16 protein-coding genes are annotated in these 18568 nt (G+C 61.0%); 13 read left to right on the top strand and 3 right to left on the bottom strand.

The genetic code is table 11. The annotated features are described in order from the left end of the window. Position 1 precedes the first annotated feature (1 nt). Positions 2-514, bottom strand: coding sequence for a MarR family transcriptional regulator (locus AACS18_RS18140; protein WP_005349886.1), 513 nt, complete (start codon positions 512-514; stop codon positions 2-4). Positions 515-1500: 986 nt separating this feature from the next. On the opposite strand from AACS18_RS18140, the gene AACS18_RS18135 reads away from it, so the two are divergent. The 4 genes from AACS18_RS18135 to AACS18_RS18120 are packed head-to-tail and all read left to right on the top strand — an operon-like array spanning position 1501 to position 6676. Continuing rightward, entirely contained in the window at positions 1501-2817 is a 1317-nt protein-coding gene (locus AACS18_RS18135) for a 2-hydroxycarboxylate transporter family protein (RefSeq protein ID WP_005343883.1), read from the top strand. A gap of 23 nt (positions 2818-2840) precedes the next feature. Continuing rightward, positions 2841-4391: an oxaloacetate-decarboxylating malate dehydrogenase gene (maeA, locus tag AACS18_RS18130; protein ID WP_108612945.1), complete on the top strand. Its 1551-nt coding sequence runs from the start codon at positions 2841-2843 to the stop codon at positions 4389-4391. 17 nt (positions 4392-4408) lie between these two features. Then, entirely contained in the window at positions 4409-5977 is a 1569-nt protein-coding gene (locus AACS18_RS18125) for an ATP-binding protein (protein ID WP_108612944.1), read from the top strand. Positions 5978-5980: 3 nt separating this feature from the next. Next, positions 5981-6676 (top strand): response regulator, encoded by a 696-nt coding sequence (locus AACS18_RS18120; RefSeq protein ID WP_108612943.1) that lies wholly within the window; start codon positions 5981-5983, stop codon positions 6674-6676. A 65-nt stretch (positions 6677-6741) separates the two neighbouring features. Here the strand turns inward: AACS18_RS18120 and AACS18_RS18115 are convergent, their stop codons facing one another. After that, complete coding sequence (locus AACS18_RS18115) at positions 6742-7641, bottom strand: DMT family transporter (RefSeq protein WP_108612942.1); 900 nt, start codon at positions 7639-7641, stop codon at positions 6742-6744. A 231-nt stretch (positions 7642-7872) separates the two neighbouring features. Here AACS18_RS18115 and AACS18_RS18110 point away from each other — a divergent pair, with 231 nt between their 5' ends. Further along, positions 7873-8658: a helix-turn-helix transcriptional regulator gene (locus AACS18_RS18110; RefSeq protein WP_108612941.1), complete on the top strand. Its 786-nt coding sequence runs from the start codon at positions 7873-7875 to the stop codon at positions 8656-8658. An 80-nt stretch (positions 8659-8738) separates the two neighbouring features. On the opposite strand, the gene exaC is transcribed toward AACS18_RS18110, so the two are convergent. Then, the gene (exaC, locus tag AACS18_RS18105; RefSeq protein WP_108612940.1) at positions 8739-10256 is read right to left on the bottom strand and encodes an acetaldehyde dehydrogenase ExaC; all 1518 of its coding nucleotides are present in this window, start codon (positions 10254-10256) and stop codon (positions 8739-8741) included. 236 nt (positions 10257-10492) lie between these two features. Between exaC and AACS18_RS18100 the strand changes: the two genes are divergently transcribed. The 8 genes from AACS18_RS18100 (at position 10493) to AACS18_RS18065 (ending at position 18453) form a co-directional block, all read left to right on the top strand. Next, a complete protein-coding gene (locus AACS18_RS18100; RefSeq protein WP_108612939.1) occupies positions 10493-12172 on the top strand; it encodes a sigma-54-dependent Fis family transcriptional regulator in 1680 nt (559 codons plus the stop codon). A gap of 129 nt (positions 12173-12301) precedes the next feature. Beyond that, positions 12302-12712 carry a VOC family protein gene (locus AACS18_RS18095; RefSeq protein ID WP_021229136.1) on the top strand — a complete coding sequence of 137 codons (411 nt, stop codon included), beginning with the start codon at positions 12302-12304 and terminating at the stop codon, positions 12710-12712. Positions 12713-12813: 101 nt separating this feature from the next. Continuing rightward, entirely contained in the window at positions 12814-13503 is a 690-nt protein-coding gene (gene phoB, locus AACS18_RS18090) for a phosphate regulon transcriptional regulator PhoB (protein ID WP_005338414.1), read from the top strand. 8 nt (positions 13504-13511) lie between these two features. Next, a complete protein-coding gene (phoR, locus tag AACS18_RS18085; protein WP_108612938.1) occupies positions 13512-14807 on the top strand; it encodes a phosphate regulon sensor histidine kinase PhoR in 1296 nt (431 codons plus the stop codon). Between the two features lie 178 nt (positions 14808-14985). Then, positions 14986-15960 carry a PstS family phosphate ABC transporter substrate-binding protein gene (locus AACS18_RS18080; RefSeq protein ID WP_005338411.1) on the top strand — a complete coding sequence of 325 codons (975 nt, stop codon included), beginning with the start codon at positions 14986-14988 and terminating at the stop codon, positions 15958-15960. Between the two features lie 181 nt (positions 15961-16141). Then, positions 16142-16948, top strand: coding sequence for a M48 family metallopeptidase (locus AACS18_RS18075; protein WP_108612937.1), 807 nt, complete (start codon positions 16142-16144; stop codon positions 16946-16948). After that, positions 16936-17442 (top strand): GNAT family N-acetyltransferase, encoded by a 507-nt coding sequence (locus AACS18_RS18070; RefSeq protein ID WP_108612936.1) that lies wholly within the window; start codon positions 16936-16938, stop codon positions 17440-17442. Before AACS18_RS18075 ends, AACS18_RS18070 begins: the two co-directional genes overlap by 13 nt. 108 nt (positions 17443-17550) lie before the next feature. Continuing rightward, a complete protein-coding gene (locus tag AACS18_RS18065; RefSeq protein ID WP_005338407.1) occupies positions 17551-18453 on the top strand; it encodes an ROK family protein in 903 nt (300 codons plus the stop codon). The last annotated feature ends 115 nt before the right edge of the window (positions 18454-18568 follow it).

The raw sequence follows: 18568 nt of genomic DNA, 5'->3' as shown, positions 1-18568 counted from the left end.
CTTATTCTCTCTCTGTGTCGGTCTCGGGAGGGCTTGTATCGCCTCCGGCTTGTCGGTCGTGGTGTTGTTCAATTTTGCTGAGGGCGTTGGCCGAGATCCGCTGCACCGTGGCTTCAAACAGCTGAAGGGTCTGCTCGTCAATGCCCCCCAGAAGCTCCCGGCGGATATTCATGATGCGGTCGGCGATCTGATCGAGCAGGGTCTGGCCAGCCGGGGTCACACAGACGATGCGGGCCCGCTTGTCCTGACTGCAGCAATGGCGCTCAATCAGTCCCTGCTCTTCCAGCTGGCCCAGGGTGCGCATCAGGGAGGGGAGCTCTATCTCGAGGGCTTCGGCCAGGGTCTTCTGGCTGACATGGTTCCCCATGCGGGAGAGTTTCCACAGCGCGGTCCAGCGGGGATGGGTGAGGCCAAGGGGAGCCAGCTCCAGGTCGGCGGCAGTACGCCATAGCCGGTGCATCCGCGCTATCTGCTCGGCGAGCGACAGCTCGCGCAACCTTTCCAGATCCGTCATCTTCTCATCCTCAATGTACTTAGCATGCTAACTATCATACTTGTTTAGCAGGCTAAGTAAATAGTGTGATGCAGTTCATGTTTCTGGTCGGATCTTTCGTTGGTGAGGGCGAGCAGCATTCGAGCCCCTGATATTATTCTCGGGGCTGATCCACTCGAGGCTCTTTTGCCGCTTCGGATATTGCGCCGTGAATGGAGGATATCCGGTGGTTATTTTCATGAAATTTTCAGCTTCAGCGAGCAGCTCTTTTTTTATCCGCTAATATTGATGGGGTTATAAAACAAGGGGGAAACGGGTTGTGGATGGATATGACAGTGGATGTGTGTATCTGGCAATTGAAGCGCTGTTGAGTGATGGGGAATATGGTGCAGAGTCACACCATGGCGTGAATCGAGAAGGCGCTATCAGAAGTACCGATATCAGTCATGATTTTGACCCCGCCAATATTCCATTGCTGTTGGCAGAATAGACCTGACCGTGTGTGATCCTTGTGAGTTCAAGCCAGTGCTCTGGTATTCGCTGGCTTGACTCATCACTATTTCAATCTCCCCTTTTTGCATCTTTCTCCTCACCATTTTCCATCGTGCGTACTTCCTGCACGCCGACTCAAACCCTGGTGTGGCATGCCGTGGCACTCGCGTTATGGCGATGACATTGCCCGCTGATTATCACTCACAGGAGCAGTGGCGATAAATGGTCGCAGAGCTTGTCATCTGGCTCTGTTATTTCCCCGAAGGGGGGAGATCATCGCATCGTTATTACTGCTGATCACCCAAATATCCGCCATTATGGTCGCTCGTTTTATCACCCTATTTCCTGACTTGGTCGGGTATCGGATGTCTGGTGTTCTATTGTGCTGCGCACGTTGGAGGCACCATGATGTTTAAGTTTTTAATGTTTTTATATGGCTTTGCAGTCTGGCTAACCGACAGAGGAGAGGGGGATCAATAAAGTAGCGGCCACAATCACACGCAGAGTACATAACAATGAAAAACCTCTCACCCCTACAAACTACACAAGAAAAGGCCGCCTTTATGGGCGGCCAACAAATTGCCGGTATGCCGCTCTTTATATTTCTGGGGCTGGCGACCTGCGTTCTCTTTTCCGGCTGGAATGGCTCTCTGCCCCTTGGCATGGTCGGTGCGCTGGCGCTGATGTTCGTGCTGGGTACCCTGCTGACCGAGCTGGGTGAGCGGATCATGCCGATCCGCGAATATCTGGGGGGCGGCACCATTCTCGCCATCTTCGGCGGCGCCGCCCTGTTCGAATACCAGCTGCTGCCGGTGCAGGCGGGGCAGGTCATTACCAACTTCATGAAGGAGGGAGGCTTTCTCAACTTCTTTATCGCCAGTCTGGTGACTGGCTCCGTGTTTGGCATGAGCGGCGCTTTGCTGAAAAATGCCGCCATGCGCTATCTGCCGGTCATTCTTGGTGGCGTCGCACTGGCGCTGCTGAGCGTGGGGCTGGTCGGCTCCCTGATGGGGTATGGCTTCAAGAATGCGGTGCTGCTGATCGGCCTGCCCATCATGGGCGGTGGCATGGGTGCTGGCGCGGTGCCTCTGGTGGAGATCCTCTCCGGCCCGATGCAGATGTCCAGTGCGGATCTCTTGTCACGCATGGTACCGGCGGTGGTGATCGCCAATACCCTGGCCATTCTGGTGGGCTCTCTGCTGGCGCGCCTTGGTCGCCGTTACCCCTCCCTGACCGGCAACGGCAAGCTGATGGTCAAGGAAAGTAGCCAGAGCATTGCCGATGAGCAGGCCGAAGCGCCGACCCTGCAGAGTCTCGGCATGGGCCTTTTCATCAGCTCCAGCATGTTTGTGCTGGGCTCCCTGCTTGGCAACTTTATCCCCATGCACCCCTTCGCCCTGATGATTTTGGCGGTCGCCTTTATCAAGGTGAGCGGCCTGCTGCCGCGCCGTTATGAGCAGGCGGCGGCCGACTGGTATCAGTTTGTGGTGAGCAACCTCACTCCCTCCCTGCTGGTGGGGATCGGCGTCGCCTATACCAGTATTCCCGAGCTCATCAGCGCCTTCTCCATCAGCTACTTCGTGCTGGTCATGGTCACCGTAATTGGCGGGGCACTCGGCGCGGCGCTGGTCGGCAAGCTGATCGGCTTCTACCCCATCGAGGCGGCCATCACCGGCGGGCTCTGCATGGCCAACATGGGCGGCACCGGCGATGTGGCGGTACTCTCGGCGGCCCAGCGGATGAAGCTGATGCCTTTTGCCCAGATCTCCTCTCGCCTCGGCGGCGCCGTGATGCTGATTTTGGCGACCGCTCTTATCTCCCTGCTCGCCTGATACCGGATTGAGGAACAAACAAGATGAACGACATCATGATGGGCACCAGCCTGCCCTATGCCGAGCGCAAGCGTCAGGGCGTGCGGGGGCGTATGCCCCACAAGGAGGAGTCCCTCTCCCAGCAGCGGCGCCGGATCTACCGGTTGGTCAGTGCCATGCAGAGCCCGTTCGATCAGCATCTGTTGTTGCGCCAGCTGCAGGAGGACAACCCGGTGCTCTTCTACGATCTGGTGCGCCACCACCTGCCGGAGCTGCTGCCGATCATCTACACCCCGGTGGTGGGGGAGGCGTGTCAGCGCCACAGCGATCTCTATCTGCGTAGCCATGGTTTGTATCTCTCCTGGCACGATCGTGACGATCTCGACGACATCCTCGAGTCGGTGGAGCAGGAGGTGGACGTGATCGTCATCTCCGATGGCGAGCGGGTGCTGGGGCTCGGCGATCTCGGCATCGGTGGCATGGGGATCTGCATCGGCAAGCTGGCGCTCTATTCAGCCGCTGGCGGCATCAACCCGGCCCGCACCCTGCCGCTCTGTGTCGATGTGGGCACCAACAACCCCGAGCTGCTGGAGGATGACTCCTACCTCGGCTGGCAATCCCCGCGCATCGACGGCGAGAGCTACTACCACTTCATGGACAAGGTGGTGGCCGCCATTCGCAAGCGCTGGCCGCAGGTGGTGCTGCAGTTTGAAGACTTTGCCGGCAAGCATGCCGCCAACCTGCTGACCCGTTATCGCGACGAGCTCTGCATGTTCAACGACGACATTCAGGGCACGGCGGCAGTGGCTTCTGCCTGCGTGCTGGCCGGGTTGCAGCAGGCGGGTATCGCCCTCAATGATGCCCCTGTGCTGATCGTCGGTGCCGGTTCTGCCGGTTGTGGCATCGCTGCCATGCTGGCCCAGCTGGCGGGGAGTCACGACGGCGTCTGGCTGTTTGATCAGGACGGGGTGGTCTGCGCCGATCGTCCCAATCTGACTCGCGCCCAGCAGCCGTTTGCCCGTGCTGTGGAGGAGGGGATCAGTTCGCTGCTGGAGACCATCCGGCAGGTGCGTCCGGCGGTCTTGATTGGTGTGAGCGGTCAGGGCGGCCTTTTTACTGGCGAGGTGTTGCAGGCGATGGGGGAGGTGTGCGAGCAGCCGGTGATCCTGCCGCTCTCCAACCCGACCCGCAGCGCCGAAGCCACACCCGAGCAGGTGTGGGAGGCCACCGCAGGCCGTGCCCTGCTCGCCACCGGCAGCCCCTTTGCACCGGTCACGGTGGCGGGGGAGCGGCGGGTGGTCTCCCAGTGCAACAATGTCTATGTGTTCCCGGGGATTGGTCTGGGGGCCTGCGCGGTCAAGGCGCGCCGCATCAGCGATGGCATGTTGCTGGCTGCGGTGCGGGCGGTCGGCGCTTACCCACTGCTGGCGGGTCGGCTGTTGCCTCCTATCGAGCAGGTGGGAGAGGTGGCCCGCGCCGTCGCCAGAGCGGTGGCACTGGTTGCCAGAGAGGAGGGATTGGCAGATTTTGCCGGTGATCCGGCTCCTTTGATTGACCAGACCTGGTGGCATCCGCACTATTGGGTGGCGTCCTGACGGTTTAAGGTATGTGCATGAAACTTCGCCATCAGCTGGTCACCCTCTCTCTCGGGCTCTCCCTGTTGCTGATCATCATTTTGGGCAGCCTGCTCGCCCTCTTTATCCGCCATCTGCTGGAGAGCAATCTGGAGGAGAAGGGGAGCGATCTGGCTCGCATCCTGGCGGCTGATACCCGGGTGGTCGAGGCCCTGCGCCAGGGGAGCGACCCGACCCTGCGAGACTATGTCGAGGGAGTATGCAGCCGTACCGATGCCACCTATATGGTGGTGACCGACGAGCATGGACGTCGCCTCAGCCACCCCAAGCCTGAACTGGTGGGGCAGAAGTTCCGTGGTGAGGATATCTGGCCCGCGCTACACGAGCGGCGCAGCTACTGCTCCAGGGATCGGGGCACCATGGGCCCAGCGATCCGCTGCTTCTCGCCGGTGCTGGGTGCCGATGGTCGTACTATAGGGACTGTGGTGGTCGGCTATCTGATGCAGAAGGTGGAGGGCATCTACATGGAGCGGGTGGCCCTGCTCATCTGTGCCATAGTAGCGGTGCTGGGGTGTGGCCTGCTGCTGGCGCTCTGGGTGCAATACCTGTTGCGCAAGACCCTGCTCGATCTGGAGCCGGAGGCTATTGTGCGCCGCTTCACCCTGCAGGATCTGGTGCTGGAACACATCACCGAGGGGGTGATAGCCCTTGATAGTCGCGGCAACATCAACATGATCAACAGCACCGCCAGCTATCAGCTGCGGCTGCCGGGCACCGGCCGCCATGCCCTGCAGGGACAGTCACTGGCAGAGCTGGTGCCGCCGCTCGCTCCCTGCCTGGCACAGGAGGCGGGCGAGATCAACTTCACCATTCAGGGGGACGACTTTGTTGGACGCTGGCAGGCGGTTCATGGCAAGGAGCCGGGGCGGCTGCTGATCTTCAGCCGCCCGGAAGTGGCTGCCAGTCTGGGGGTGCAGGTGACCCACCTGCGCCAGTATGCCGAGATGCTGCGGATGCAGAGCCACGAGTTTGCCAACAAGCTGAGCAGTCTCTCCGGCCTGCTGCAACTGGGCCATGTGGATCAGGCGGTGGAGCTGATCCAGCAGGAGAACGAAGCGTGCCAGACCATGCTGCAGGAGCTGCTGCGGCTGATCGACAACAAGCCGGTGGCGGGGCTTATCCTTGGCAAGTTCAGTCGGGCCCGCGAGCTGGGGGTGACTCTGGAGCTCGATCCCGACTCGGCGCTGGCGGAGTACCCGGCCTCGGTCTCTGCCGATCTCATCACCCTCATTGGTAATCTGTTGGATAACGGCCTGCAAGCGGCCTGGCTCAATCGCCAGCAGCGGCCGCCGCGGGTGCTGCTATCGCTGTGCGATGTGGGGAGGCGGCTGGTGATTGAGGTGGAGGACAGTGGCGAAGGGGTCGATGAAGATCTGGCCGATCACCTGTTTGATTACGGGGTGAGCCGCCAGAGTGGCGATCACGGAGTGGGTCTGTTCCTGGTCAAGGAGACGGTGGGTCGGCGCGAGGGTGTGATAGAATGGCGACGAACCGCCGAGCAGACCACCCTGTTTGGTATCTACTTGAATAAAAACCAATTAATGTGAGCCATGGACCCAATAATCACGCTTGTTATTGAAGATGACGATCGGATCGGAGCCATCTTGTCAGAACTGGTGGCGGCGACATCCGGTTTCTCTCTGCTGGGTCGGGCCGGTACCCTGGCCCAGGCCGATGCCATGATGGCCGGTGTGGTGCCCCAGCTGTTGCTGGTGGATGTCTCCTTGCCCGATGGCTCCGGCCTCGAGTGGGTGAGCCGCTTGCGCAGCCACAACCGCGAAGCCTACGTCATCATGGTGACCGCCTCACGGGATGTCGAGACCATCCAGCAGGCCCTTAATCTTGGGGTTCATGACTACGTCATCAAGCCACTGCGGCTGTTTCGCATCCAGCAGAGTCTGGATGAGATCCTGCAACTGCACAGCCGCCTGTGCGAGCGGGGTCGGCTGGAGCAGGAAGATCTCGACAAGCTGTTGGGCAAGGGAGGCCGAACGCCGGTAAAGGAGGTGCGGGTCACCCCCAAGGGGATCGATAGCATTACTCTGCGTCAGGTGCTGGATCTGCTGGCGGGTGAGCCGGAGAATGTCTTCTCCACCGACACGGTGGCGCTGCGGCTGTCGCTAAGTCGCACCACGGCGCGCCGTTATCTGGAGTATCTGGAGTCGGAAGACCGGGTGGATGTGGATCTCAACTATGGCCAGCGAGGTCGGCCGGAGCGGCGCTACCGCTGGCGCCGGGCGGGTTGAGGTGGCATGCAGTAAACAACAAGGGAGCCGCTGGCTCCCTTGTTGTTTCTTGATGACGTGTGGTATCAGGTCGTTTTGCTTTCGGTCAGCGGTGTACGCCCCTTTAGCTGGGAGGCCATCACCCCGCCGAGGATCAGCCCGCCACCCAGCAGGTGGTAGCCATGGATCGGCTCCCCCAGAGTGATGACGGCGATCAGCGCAGTACAGAGCGGCAGCAGGTTCATAAAGACCGAGGTACGGGCGGCCCCGAGGCAGACGATGGCGCGCATCCAGCAGTAGGGGGGCAGCAGGGAGGAGACCAGTCCGGCAAACAGCACCAGTCCCCACCCTTCGGCAGGCACCGCCAGCGAGTCGGCGCAGAGGGCCACCGGTATCAGCAGCAATACCGCCAGCAGTATCTGCATATAGAGGTTGAGCCATGGGCCGAACGGCAGATGCCAGCGGCGAACCAGCAAACCATAGAGGGCATAGCTGGTTGAGCCCAGCAGAATCATGCCATCCCCCGGGTTGATGCCATCGTGCAGCAGTGCCAGCGGTTGGCCCTTGCTCAGCAGCCAGAACACCCCGAATAGCGAGATGCTCATGCCCGCCAGTGCCTGCTTGCCGGGACGCTGGCTAAAGAGCATGGCCCCCAATAACAGGGTCAGCATCGGGATGAGCGAGCCGATCACCCCCATGTTGGTGGCCGAGGTGCTGTGGGCGGCGTAATAGGCCAGACACTGGAACAGCACCATGCCCAGCGCGGCCAGTACCAGCAGTTTGCCAAACCAGGGGCGAATTTCGTGACGGCGGCGCCATAACTGGGGCAGGCAGAAGGGTGTCAGCGCCAGGGCTGCGATAACCCAGCGGTAGAAGGAGATGGCGGCTGGGTCGATCACCCCGGCGGCAGCCTTGGAAACCACGGTATTGGTAGCCCAGATCAGCACGGCCGTCAGCGGAAAGAGAAGGGGGGGAAAGATTCGCATCAGAGGCTCCTTATAAACAGGGGCCAAGTCTACCCTTGTCTTTATATTATCAAGTAGCGTAAAACAGACAGATGACCCAGCAGAAAAGACAACTCTTTCTGATGCACTTTATTCCGGCTAAAATAGCTGCCCTCACACGAGCACTATCGCTGCTTTTTGTCTGCGTCAGACGCCATGTCAAAAGGGCGTTGCATCGATGATTATCCTCCCTCCCGCTGGCAAGGATCTCTGATGGCAACCCATCACTTTAATCCGGCAAATATTGATCTGCCTGAGCCCAATCCGCTCTATTTCAGTTACCAGCAGATGTTGGCCGACAGCGCGACCCTGTTGCACTCCCACCCCTGGGGCCAGCTCAACATGATCAGTCTGGGGATCATGGAGATAGTGCTGGGGGAGCAGCGGCTGGTGGCGCCGGCCGACTACTTGATCTGGGTGCCAGCGGATCTGGATCACACCTCTTACAACGAGCAGGCCCTTGACTACACCTCTATCTATGTCAGCCACGAGCTGGCGGCCAAGCTGCCGCCAGAGCCCAGATTGCTGCTGCTGACCCCGCTGATCCGCGCCCTGCTGAGTGATTTTTGCGAACGCAGGGTGGGTCAGATGGAGGACGAGTGGGATCAGCGGCAGGCCGAGTTGCTGGTGGAGCGACTGGCGGGCACCCGCTGTCAGGAGAGTTACCTGCCGATGAGTCCGGACAAGCTGCTGGCGCCCATGCTGGCTGTGCTGCACAGCGATCCTGCCGATCCCCGCACGCTGGCCCAGTGGGCCGGGCAGTTACACACCACTGAGCGCACCCTGGCGCGGCGCTGTCTGCGGGATCTGGGGATGAGCTTTGGCCAATGGCGGGCGCGGCTGCGGCTGCTAAAAGCGCTGGCTTGGCTCAAGGGAGACATGCCCATTCAGGAGATCAGCTGGCGGCTCGGTTACGGATCTACCTCCGCATTTATCGCCATGTTTAACCGGGAGCTGGGCTGTTCACCCCAGCGTTATCGCCTACAGTCAGGCCGATAACAAATCGCCGGACATGTCATCTGGTGAAGTAAAACAAGAAGGGCGCCCGCAGGCGCCCTTTCTGATGACATTTACTTGCGCTAGAAGAAGCCGAGCGGGTTGATGTCGTGGCTTACCAGCAGGTTCTTGGTGTTCTGGTAGTGGTCCAGCATCATCTTGTGGGTCTCGCGGCCGATCCCCGACTTTTTGTAACCGCCAAAGGCGGCGTGTGCCGGGTAGGCGTGGTAGCAGTTGACCCAGACCCGGCCAGCCTGAATGCCACGCCCCATGCGCCAGGCAAGATTGCTGTCGCGGGTCCACAGGCCTGCCCCCAACCCGTACTGTGTGTCGTTGGCAATGGCCAGTGCATCGGCTTCGTCCTTGAAGGTGGTGACCCCGAGCGCCGGCCCGAAGATCTCCTCCTGAAACACCCGCATCTTGTTCTGGCCGGAGAAGATGGTGGGCTGGATGTAGAACCCCCCCTCCAGTCCGCTCACCTTGGCCGGGCCGCCGCCGATCAGCATCTTGGCCCCTTCGCCGCGGCCGATCTCCATGTAGCCCAGGATCTTGTCGAACTGCTCGCGGGACGCCTGCGCCCCCACCTGAGTGGCAGTATCGAGTGGATTGCCCTGCACTATGGTGCGGGCTCGGGCCAGTACCCTGTCCATGAAGTCGTCATAGATGCTGGCCTGCACCAGCGCGCGGGAGGGGCAGGTACACACTTCCCCCTGGTTGAAGAAGGTCATCAGCATCCCTTCTACCGCTTTGTCGATGTAGCTGCTCTCGTGCTGCATCACGTCGGCGAAGTAGATATTGGGAGATTTGCCCCCCAGCTCCACGGTGGAGGGGATCAGCTTGTCGGCGGCGCAGCGCAGGATATGGGCGCCCACTTCGGTCGAACCGGTAAAGGCCAGTTTCTGGATCCGGTTGCTGGTGGCGAGCGCCTGACCTGCCTCGGCGCCGAAGCCGTTGACCACGTTGACCACGCCGGGGGGCAGGATGTCCTTGATGAGATCCATCATCAGCATGATGGTGACCGGGGTCTGTTCGGCGGGCTTGAGCACGCTGCAGCAACCGGCCGCCAGCACAGGAGCCAGCTTCCAGGCGGCCATCAGCAGCGGGAAGTTCCACGGGATGATCTGGCCGACCACGCCGATGGGCTCCTTGAAGTGGTAGCTGACGGTGTTCTGATCCAGCTCGGCGGCCGAGCCCTCCTGAGCACGAATGCAGCCAGCGAAGTAGCGGAAGTGATCCACCACCAGCGGCAGGTCGGCGGCCAGGGTCTCACGTACCGCCTTGCCGTTTTCCCAGGTTTCGGCGATGGCGAGCTGTTCGATGTTCTGCTCGATGCGATCGGCGATGCGCAGCAGCAGGTTGCTGCGTTCGGTGACGCTGGTCTTGCTCCAGCTGGTGAACGCCTTGTGGGCGGCATCCAGCGCCAGCTCGATATCGGCGGCGTCGGAGCGGGCGACCTCGCAGAATACTTTGCCGTCCACTGGCGAGATGTTTTCAAAGTAGCGGCCGGCGCGAGGTGCCACCCACTCACCACCGATGAAGTTGTCGTAACGGGACTTGAAGCTGACCAGGGCACCTGCCTGACCGGGAGCGGTATAAATCATCTCATCATCCTTTATGTGTGTGGTCCTGACCGGGCTGGCTGACAGACCGGTTGCCAGCTGATATCGCAAGGGGCGTGCCAAAGGGTCTGACCAGCAGGTGAAAGGTTACAAAAACGTTATCAAATGGGGTGTGGCAGCGTATCTTGGTTAACCAATGACCACGGCTATTGCGATAAAACTGTGCCGTTTCTGGACAGTGGCCGAGACAGTCGTGCTGTTTGTGAACAGGAGGCGTGATGAGTGAGTCACTTCAACCCGGTCCAGGTCCCATCCTGCGTTCCTGGCAGCGTTGCCTGCATCAGGGGCTGAGCCGCCAGCAGAGCGCCGATCTGGATCTGCTGCCTCAGGGGGAGCTGTCGGCCCGTCAGGAGCAGCACAGGGCGCTGATCGCCTGCTTTCAGCGCTTCGTGCTGCCGCTGTTTGCCCAGCTGCTGGCGGGTCGCCCCTGTCGCCTGTTGTTGTGTGACGGTGAGGGGGCCATTCTGGCCGCCAGTGGTGATGAGGGGTTCGCCCGCCATGCCGAGCGTATCTTTTTGCGCAGTGGCGCCCGCTGGGGGGAGGCGAGCAAGGGTACCAACGCCATCGGTACCGCGCTGGCCGAGCAGAGCGAAGTACAGGTGCTTGGCAATCAGCACTTCTTCGCCCAGCACAGCTTCCTCAGTTGCAGCGCCTGTCCGTTGCTCGGGCCAGATGGACAATTGCTGGGGGTGCTCGATATCTCCACCGATGCGGCTCACCATGACGGCGATATGCTGGGCACGGTGCGGCTGTTGGCCATGACGCTGGAAAACGCACTCTTGGCGCGCCAGCCGGGCTGGCTGGTGGATCTCGATCCCCAGAGCCTCTGGTCCGCTCGCCTGTTGCTGGGAGAGGAGGGGGAACTGCTCGGCGCCAACCGTGCAGGTCGACTCTGGCTCGGCCAGCACCCTTTCGACGGCAGACAACTGCTGCGCGAGGGGCGTGGCTTGCGGTTGGTGCCAGAAGCGGACGCGACACCTTCCTGCACCGCGCTGCCGGGTCACTCAAGCCCGGTGCCGCATCCGCAGCAGGTGCCGCTCAAGATGCTGGAGCGCGGCATTTCGCTGCTTATCGAGGGGGAGACTGGCAGCGGCAAGGAGCATCTGGTGCGGGCCCTGCACCGAGCGTCGAGTCGGCGGGAGCAGCCACTGGTGTGCGTCAACTGCGGCGCGTTACCAGCAGATCTGGTGGAAGCCGAGTTGTTTGGTTATGTGGGCGGGGCCTTCAGCGGTGCCCGCAGCCAGGGCAGTCAGGGTTATCTGCGCGCAGCTCATGGCGGCATGCTGATGCTCGATGAAATTGGCGAACTGCCGCTGCAGGCTCAAACCCGACTGCTGAGGGTATTGCAGGAGCGCAGCGTGACGCCGGTTGGCAGTCACAAGCCGGAGGCGGTGGATTTCTGGCTAGTCAGCGCCAGCCACCGGGATCTGGCGGCCATGGTGCAGAGTGGCGCATTTCGCGAAGACCTCTATTACCGGATCTGCGGCTGGCGCCAGCAGCTGATGCCTCTGCGCCGTTGGCCTGCAGCTGAGCGTCTGGAGCTGATCCAGCGACTGTTGGCGGAGATGGACCCGACCCTGCGTCTGACCCGCGATGCGGAGCAACAGCTGCTGGCCCATCCGCTGCCCGGCAACGTGCGCCAGCTCAAGCAGGCACTGGAAGTGGCCTGTGTGCTGGCAGAGGGGTTGGGTTGGATAGAACCCGCCCACCTGCATCTGCCCAGTGTGGCCACAGAGCCCGGCGCCTTGCCGATGGGGGAGGCGACCAGCTTGCGTGAACAAACCCGGCGGCAGGTGCAGCAAACGCTGGCGGCATGCGGCGGCAACGTCAGCGAGGCCGCGCGCCAGCTGGGGATCAGCCGCACCACCCTCTACCGGACGCTGCGCGAAGCGCCTTGAGTGCTCACTCCCCCTCACCGGTTGTTTTCAAGACGCACATGATGGCTGGAGCCCTGCCCATCCAGCCGCTATGATGCGCCCTGGCCGGGGCATTGCGCCCGTTGACTCATCCGTTGAGGATTTTCTGCCATGTCACAACACATAGGGGCGTTGACTCTGCTGGTGGCTGATTACGATCAGGCCATTCGCTTTTTTACCGAGGGACTTGGCTTTGCGCTCCTGGAAGACACTCGGCTCGATGAACCGGGCAAACCGGGCAAGCGCTGGGTGCGGGTTGCCCCCAAAGGCGCCTCCGGTTCTGCACTGCTGCTGGCACAAGCGGCCAATGCGCAGCAGCAGGCCGCCATCGGCCAGCAGGGCGGTGGCCGGGTATTTCTGTTCCTCGAGACCACTGATTTCTGGGGGGATTACCAGCGCATGCAGGCGTACGGTGTTCATTTTTGTGAACAGCCCCGTGACGAGCCTTATGGCACCGTGGTGGTGTTTGAGGATATCAGCGGCAACCGGTGGGACTTGTTGCAACGTACTGCTGCCAACTGAATCTGAAAACGTTTATCATCCCGCCTGTCATAAAGTCATAAAAGTGTCACAGAAAATTCTAATAATTGGCGCACCCATCTTCACAGAGGAGAGAGAAGGGAATGGCTAAGCGAATTCTGGTGGTCGAGGACGAAGCACCGATCCGCGAAATGCTCTGCTTCGTGTTGGAGCAGAAGGGATATGAGACGATTGAAGCGGAAGATTACGCCGATGGACTGGCGAAGGTGCGCGAACCCTACCCCGAACTCATCGTGCTCGACTGGATGATGCCGGGCGGCAGTGGCATCCAGTTTATCAAGCAGCTCAAGCAGGATGAGGTGACGCGCCAGATCCCGGTGGTGATGCTCACCGCTCGCGGTGAAGAGGAGGACAAGGTCCGTGGTCTGGAGGCCGGTGCCGACGACTACATCACCAAGCCGTTCTCGCCCAAGGAGCTGACCGCTCGCCTCCATGCGGTGATGCGCCGCGTCTCTCCCACCTCGGTAGACGAGGTGATCGAGGTGCAGGGGCTGAAACTTGATCCTGTCTCCCACCGGGTCAGTGCCGAAGAGAAGGCGCTCGACATGGGGCCGACCGAATTCAAGCTGCTGCACTTCTTTATGACTCACCCCGAGCGGGTCTACAGCCGTGAACAGTTGCTCAACAATGTCTGGGGTACCAATGTGTACGTCGAGGACAGAACCGTGGATGTGCATATTCGTCGCCTGCGCAAGGCGATTGAAGAGACAGGGCACGACAGATTGATCCAGACGGTGCGTGGAGCCGGATACCGCTTCTCAACCCGTCTCTAGAGGCAGTTATGTTGCAACCTTACGCCTGGCGGCGACAGTTGTGGCGAATGGCGTTTTTTTACGCCCCCTTCGCATTGGTTGGCTGGTTGATTGATCATCTTGCCCTCTGCCTGCTGGTGGCGGCCGTATTGCATCTGGGCTGGCACTATCGCTTCCAGAAGCGGCTCTCTGACTGGTTGTGGCACGACCGCAGCCTGGTGCCCCCCAGCGGCAGTGGCAGCTGGGAGTACATCTTCAACGGTATCTACAAGCTGCAGCAGCGTCACCGTGCCCGTCGCCGCGAGCTGGCGGGGCTGATCCGCCGCTTCCGGGAGGGGGCCGAGGCACTGCCCGATGCCGCCGTGGTGTTTCGCACCGATGGCAGCATCCTCTGGTGCAACCGGCTGGCGGAGCAACTACTCGGTTTTCGCTGGCCGGAGGATGCCGGCCAGCATATCGGCAACCTCATTCGCAATCCGGCCTTTAACGCCTATCTGGGCAAGGGGGCATATGACGAGCCCCTCGAGATGCACTCCCCGGTCAATGAGGAGAAGTTTCTCGAGTTTCGCATCATGCCCTACGCCTCCGATCAGGCGATGCTGGTGGTGCGGGATGTCACCCGCTTGCGCAGTCTCGAGAAGACCCGCAAGCACTTCGTTTCCAACGTCTCCCACGAGCTGCGCACCCCGCTGACCGTGCTCAAGGGCTATCTGGAGATGACCGAGGAGCCGCCCCCGCCCGCCATGTGGGCCAAAGCGCATCGGGTGATGATGGAGCAGACCATCCGGATGGATAATCTGGTCAATCAGCTGCTCACCCTCTCCCGTATCGAGGCGGCTCCGACCGTGGATCTCTCCCATCTGGTGGACATGCCTGCCATGCTGGGGCTGCTGGAGCAGGAGGCGCGAGCGCTCTCGGGCGAACGGGCCCACCAGCTCGAATTTGTGGTGCAGCCCAATTTGCTGGTGCGCGGGGATCAGGAGCAGCTGCGCAGTGCTGTCTCCAACCTGGTCTATAACGCCATCCACTACACCCCGGCGGGGCGAAAAATTACCGTGGAGTGGCGCAAGCAGGGGGCGATGGCGTTGTTTGCCGTGAGCGATGAAGGGGAGGGGATTGCCCCCGAGCATCTGGCGCGGCTGACCGAGCGGTTCTATCGGGTCGACAAGGCACGCTCGCGCCACACCGGCGGTTCAGGCTTGGGCCTTGCCATCGTCAAGCATGCCCTCAGTCATCACGACTGCCAGCTCGATATCGAGAGCCGGGTCGGCCTTGGCAGCCGCTTCAGCTTTCTCATTCCTGGCCGCATGGTGGTGATTAAATAGTCTTTTATGGCAATGGGTTAGCTGCAAAAAGAGGGCCTTTGAACGGGCCCTCTTTTCATTTGTTCAAATCTGTCGCCATGTCATTAAAGTGTCACATTAAATCCATAAATTTGTCACTGCCAGGTCAGATACTGGCGCCGTCTTAAGAACGGACCTTCTGTAACTTTGGAGAGATTGGATGAAACTCAACAAACTGGCTGGTGTAATCGGATTCACCGCAGCAACCCTGTTTTCTGTCAGCGCCCTGGCTGCCGGTGTGGATAAAGACCTGCCGGATTACACACCGACCAGCGGCATTTCGGGCAACCTGTCCTCTGTCGGCTCGGACACCCTGGCCAACATGATGACCCTGTGGGCCGAAGAATTTAAGCGTTTGTACCCCAACGTCAACGTGCAGATCCAGGCCGCCGGTTCTTCTACCGCCCCGACTGCCCTGACCGAAGGTGTTGCCCAGTTCGGCCCGATGAGCCGTGCCATGAAGGCCGGTGAAGAGGAAGCATTCGAGAAGCGTTACGGCTACAAGCCGACAGCCATCCGCGTTGCAGTCGATGCCCTGGCTGTGTTCGTCAACAAGGACAACCCCATCAAGGGGCTGACCATGCCGCAGATCGACGCCATCTTCTCCAGCACCCTGAAGTGCGGCGAAGCCAAGGCTGCCACCAAGTGGTCTGATCTGGGTCTGGACGGCAACTGGTCCTCTAAGGATCTGCAACTGTTCGGTCGCAACTCCGTATCCGGTACCTACGGTTACTTCAAGGAGCACGCCCTGTGTAACGGCGACTTCAAGAGCGGCGTGAACGAGCAGCCGGGTTCTGCCTCCGTGGTGCAGTCTGTCTCTGCCTCCCTGAACGGCATCGGCTATTCCGGTATCGGTTATGTCACCTCCGGCGTGCGTGCAGTACCGCTCTCCAAAGATGGCAAGACCTTCATCGAAGCGACCTCCGATAACGCCATCACCGGCAAGTATCCGCTGTCACGCTTCCTGTACGTTTACGTGAACAAGCATCCGAACAAGCCGCTCTCCCCGATGGAGCAAGAGTTCGTCAAGATGATGCTCTCCAAAGCAGGCCAGAACATCGTTGCCAAAGATGGCTACGTGCCGGTGCCGGCCAAGGTGGTACAGGCTGACCTGAAAAAGCTGGGTATCATGTAATTGCCTGCAGTCAGCATGCCCTGATAAAACGAGCCCCAAGCGGGCTCGTTTTGTTTTTGTCGGCTGTCAGTTTTGTTAATAGCGCTGGATGGATATTTTTCCGCCAGCCGGGGGCTGGCTCCCTTGCGTCGCAGGGCGGCATTTCCGAGAATAGGGCAACGTTATGGCAAAGGATCCCTTCATGATTGCGTCCCTCACCAAGTTTGGCCTGGTAGCCCTCTGTAGTTCCCTGCTGGTCGCCTGCGCCCAGTCGCCGACCGGCCGCAGCCAGATGCTGCTCTACTCTCCCCAGCAGATGAACCAGCTGGGCGCCGACTCCTTCGAGCAGATGAAGAAGCAGGAGAAGGTGAGCAAGGATGCCAAACTCAACGCCTATGTCTCCTGTGTCGCCAAGGCGGTGACCGCCCAGGTGCCGGCCAGCTATGGCATCACCAACTGGGAAGTGGTGGTGTTTGACTCCAAACAGGTCAACGCCTTCGCCCTGCCCGGCGGCAAGATCGGGGTCTACAGCGGCCTGCTCAAGGTGGCCAAGAATCAGGATCAGCTGGCGACCGTCATCGGCCACGAGCTGACTCACGTGCTGGCCCAGCACTCCAACGAGCGACTCTCGCGCAGCCAGCTGGCGGGGATCGGTCTGGCGGCTGCGGACATCGCCATGGGCACCAGCGAGTATCGCGGCGCCACCATGGCCGCCCTTGGCCTCGGGGTTGAGGTGGGGGTGATGCTGCCCTACGGCCGTACTCAGGAGAGCGAAGCGGATCGGCTCGGGCTTGAGCTGATGGCGCGTGCCGGTTTCAATCCGGCCGAAGCCGTTCCCCTGTGGCAAAACATGAGTGCCGCCGCCGGTGGCAACACCCCGCCGCAACTGCTCTCCACCCACCCGAGCAACGAGAACCGGATCGCCGAGTTGCAGGCGCAGCAGGCGCAAGTGTTGCCGCTCTATGAGCAGGCCCGCGCCAACGGTCTGGTGCCCCAATGCAAGGCATAAGCCTGCGCATGACGCGCAGCGACGATGCCGCCGCCATGACGGTGATGCAGCGAGCCAGCTGGCTCGCTGCCTATGGCCAGGTGCTCGGCGCCGACATGCTGGAGCAGCTGGACGTCACCGCCCATCTGCAGATCTGGCAGAGCCGTCTGGCCGAGCCAGGCCCAAGGCCCATGCTGCTCTGTCTCGATGAGGTAGTGATCGGCCTGCTCTACTGGCAACCACAGCAGGAAGCGGGGCAGAGCAGCGCCCTGATCCGCGCTTTTTACCTCCATCCCGACCACTGGCGACAAGGCTATGGCAAACGGCTGTGGCAGGCGGTGGCGATGCAGATGCGCCGCGCCGGTTGCCATAGCGTCAAATTGTGGCTGCTGGATGGCAACCACATCGGCGAGGGGTTCTACCTGCGCCGCGGCTTTGTCTTTGATGGCGAGGAGCGCACCCTGATAAGCCTCGGGCAGCCCTGCCTGCAGCGACAAATGAGCCGTTTGCTCTGATCACTCTCCCGTTTTTCGTCCCCGGTCACTTTATTTTTTTTGCGAATTAATACAATGTCCCCCTTGAAACAGAGTTGGATAAACACGGGCTGACAAGGGAGTGCTGGCATGTATTACGGCTTTGATATCGGTGGCACCAAGATCGCCTTTGCGGTCTATGACGGTGCATTGAACCTCTGCCACGAGGAGCGCATGAGCACCCCGGGCAACGATTACGAGGGGTTGCAGCAGCTGATCCGCTCCCGGGTCGAGCAGGCGGATGCCCGCTTCGGCGCACGGGGCTCGGTCGGCATCGGTTTTCCCGGTGTCATCAACAGCCACGATCACAGCATAGTGGCGGCCAATCTGCCCTCCATCAATGGTCGCCATCTGGGCGCCGATCTGGCCGAGCTGCTGGAGCGGCCGGTCAAGGTGGATAACGACGCCAACTGCTTCCTCTGGTCCGAAGTGCATCAGGGTGCCGCCGACGGCGCAGGCAGTGCGCTTGGCGTCACCATCGGCACCGGCATCGGCGGCGCCGTCTATCTGGCGGGCAAGCTTATTCAGGGGCGCAACTGGCTGGCTGGCGAGATTGGTCACTACCCCTTGCCCGCGACCATGCTGATGAAGTACCCCGAGTTGCCCCGTCCCCGTTGCGGCTGCGGCCGTCTGGTCTGTTTTGAAACCTATGCCTCCGGCACCGGTCTGGAGCGTCTCTATCACCATTTCCATGGCCAGCGCGCCACGGGTCACCAGATTGTGGGACGCTTCGAGGCCCATGAACCCCATGCGGTCGAGACGGTCGACTGCTGGCTGGAGATCATGGCCGCCGGGCTTGCCACCGCCATTTCGGTGATTGATCCCGAGGTGGTGGTGTTGGGGGGCGGCCTGAGCGGCCTGCCCGCCCTCTATGAACAGCTGCCGCTGCGTCTGCCCGGTCACTTGCTGCCCGGGGTCGCCCTGCCCGAGATCCGCCAGGCCCGCTTCGGCGGCGCCGGTGGTGTGCGCGGCGCAGCCTTGCTCAATCTATGAGATCAGATGTGGGGTCTGATCTCCCCGAAAAAGGAGTCCTCATGACCCGTCTTGAAATCTGTATCGACAACCTGGAATCCCTCTTCACCGCCCAACAATCCGGGGCGGATCGCAT

The organism is Aeromonas sp. HMWF015, from assembly GCF_963878965.1.
Lineage (GTDB): Bacteria > Pseudomonadota > Gammaproteobacteria > Enterobacterales > Aeromonadaceae > Aeromonas > Aeromonas veronii.
Note: the sequence above shows the minus strand (reverse complement) of the source record. Positions and strands in the feature narration are given on the sequence as shown.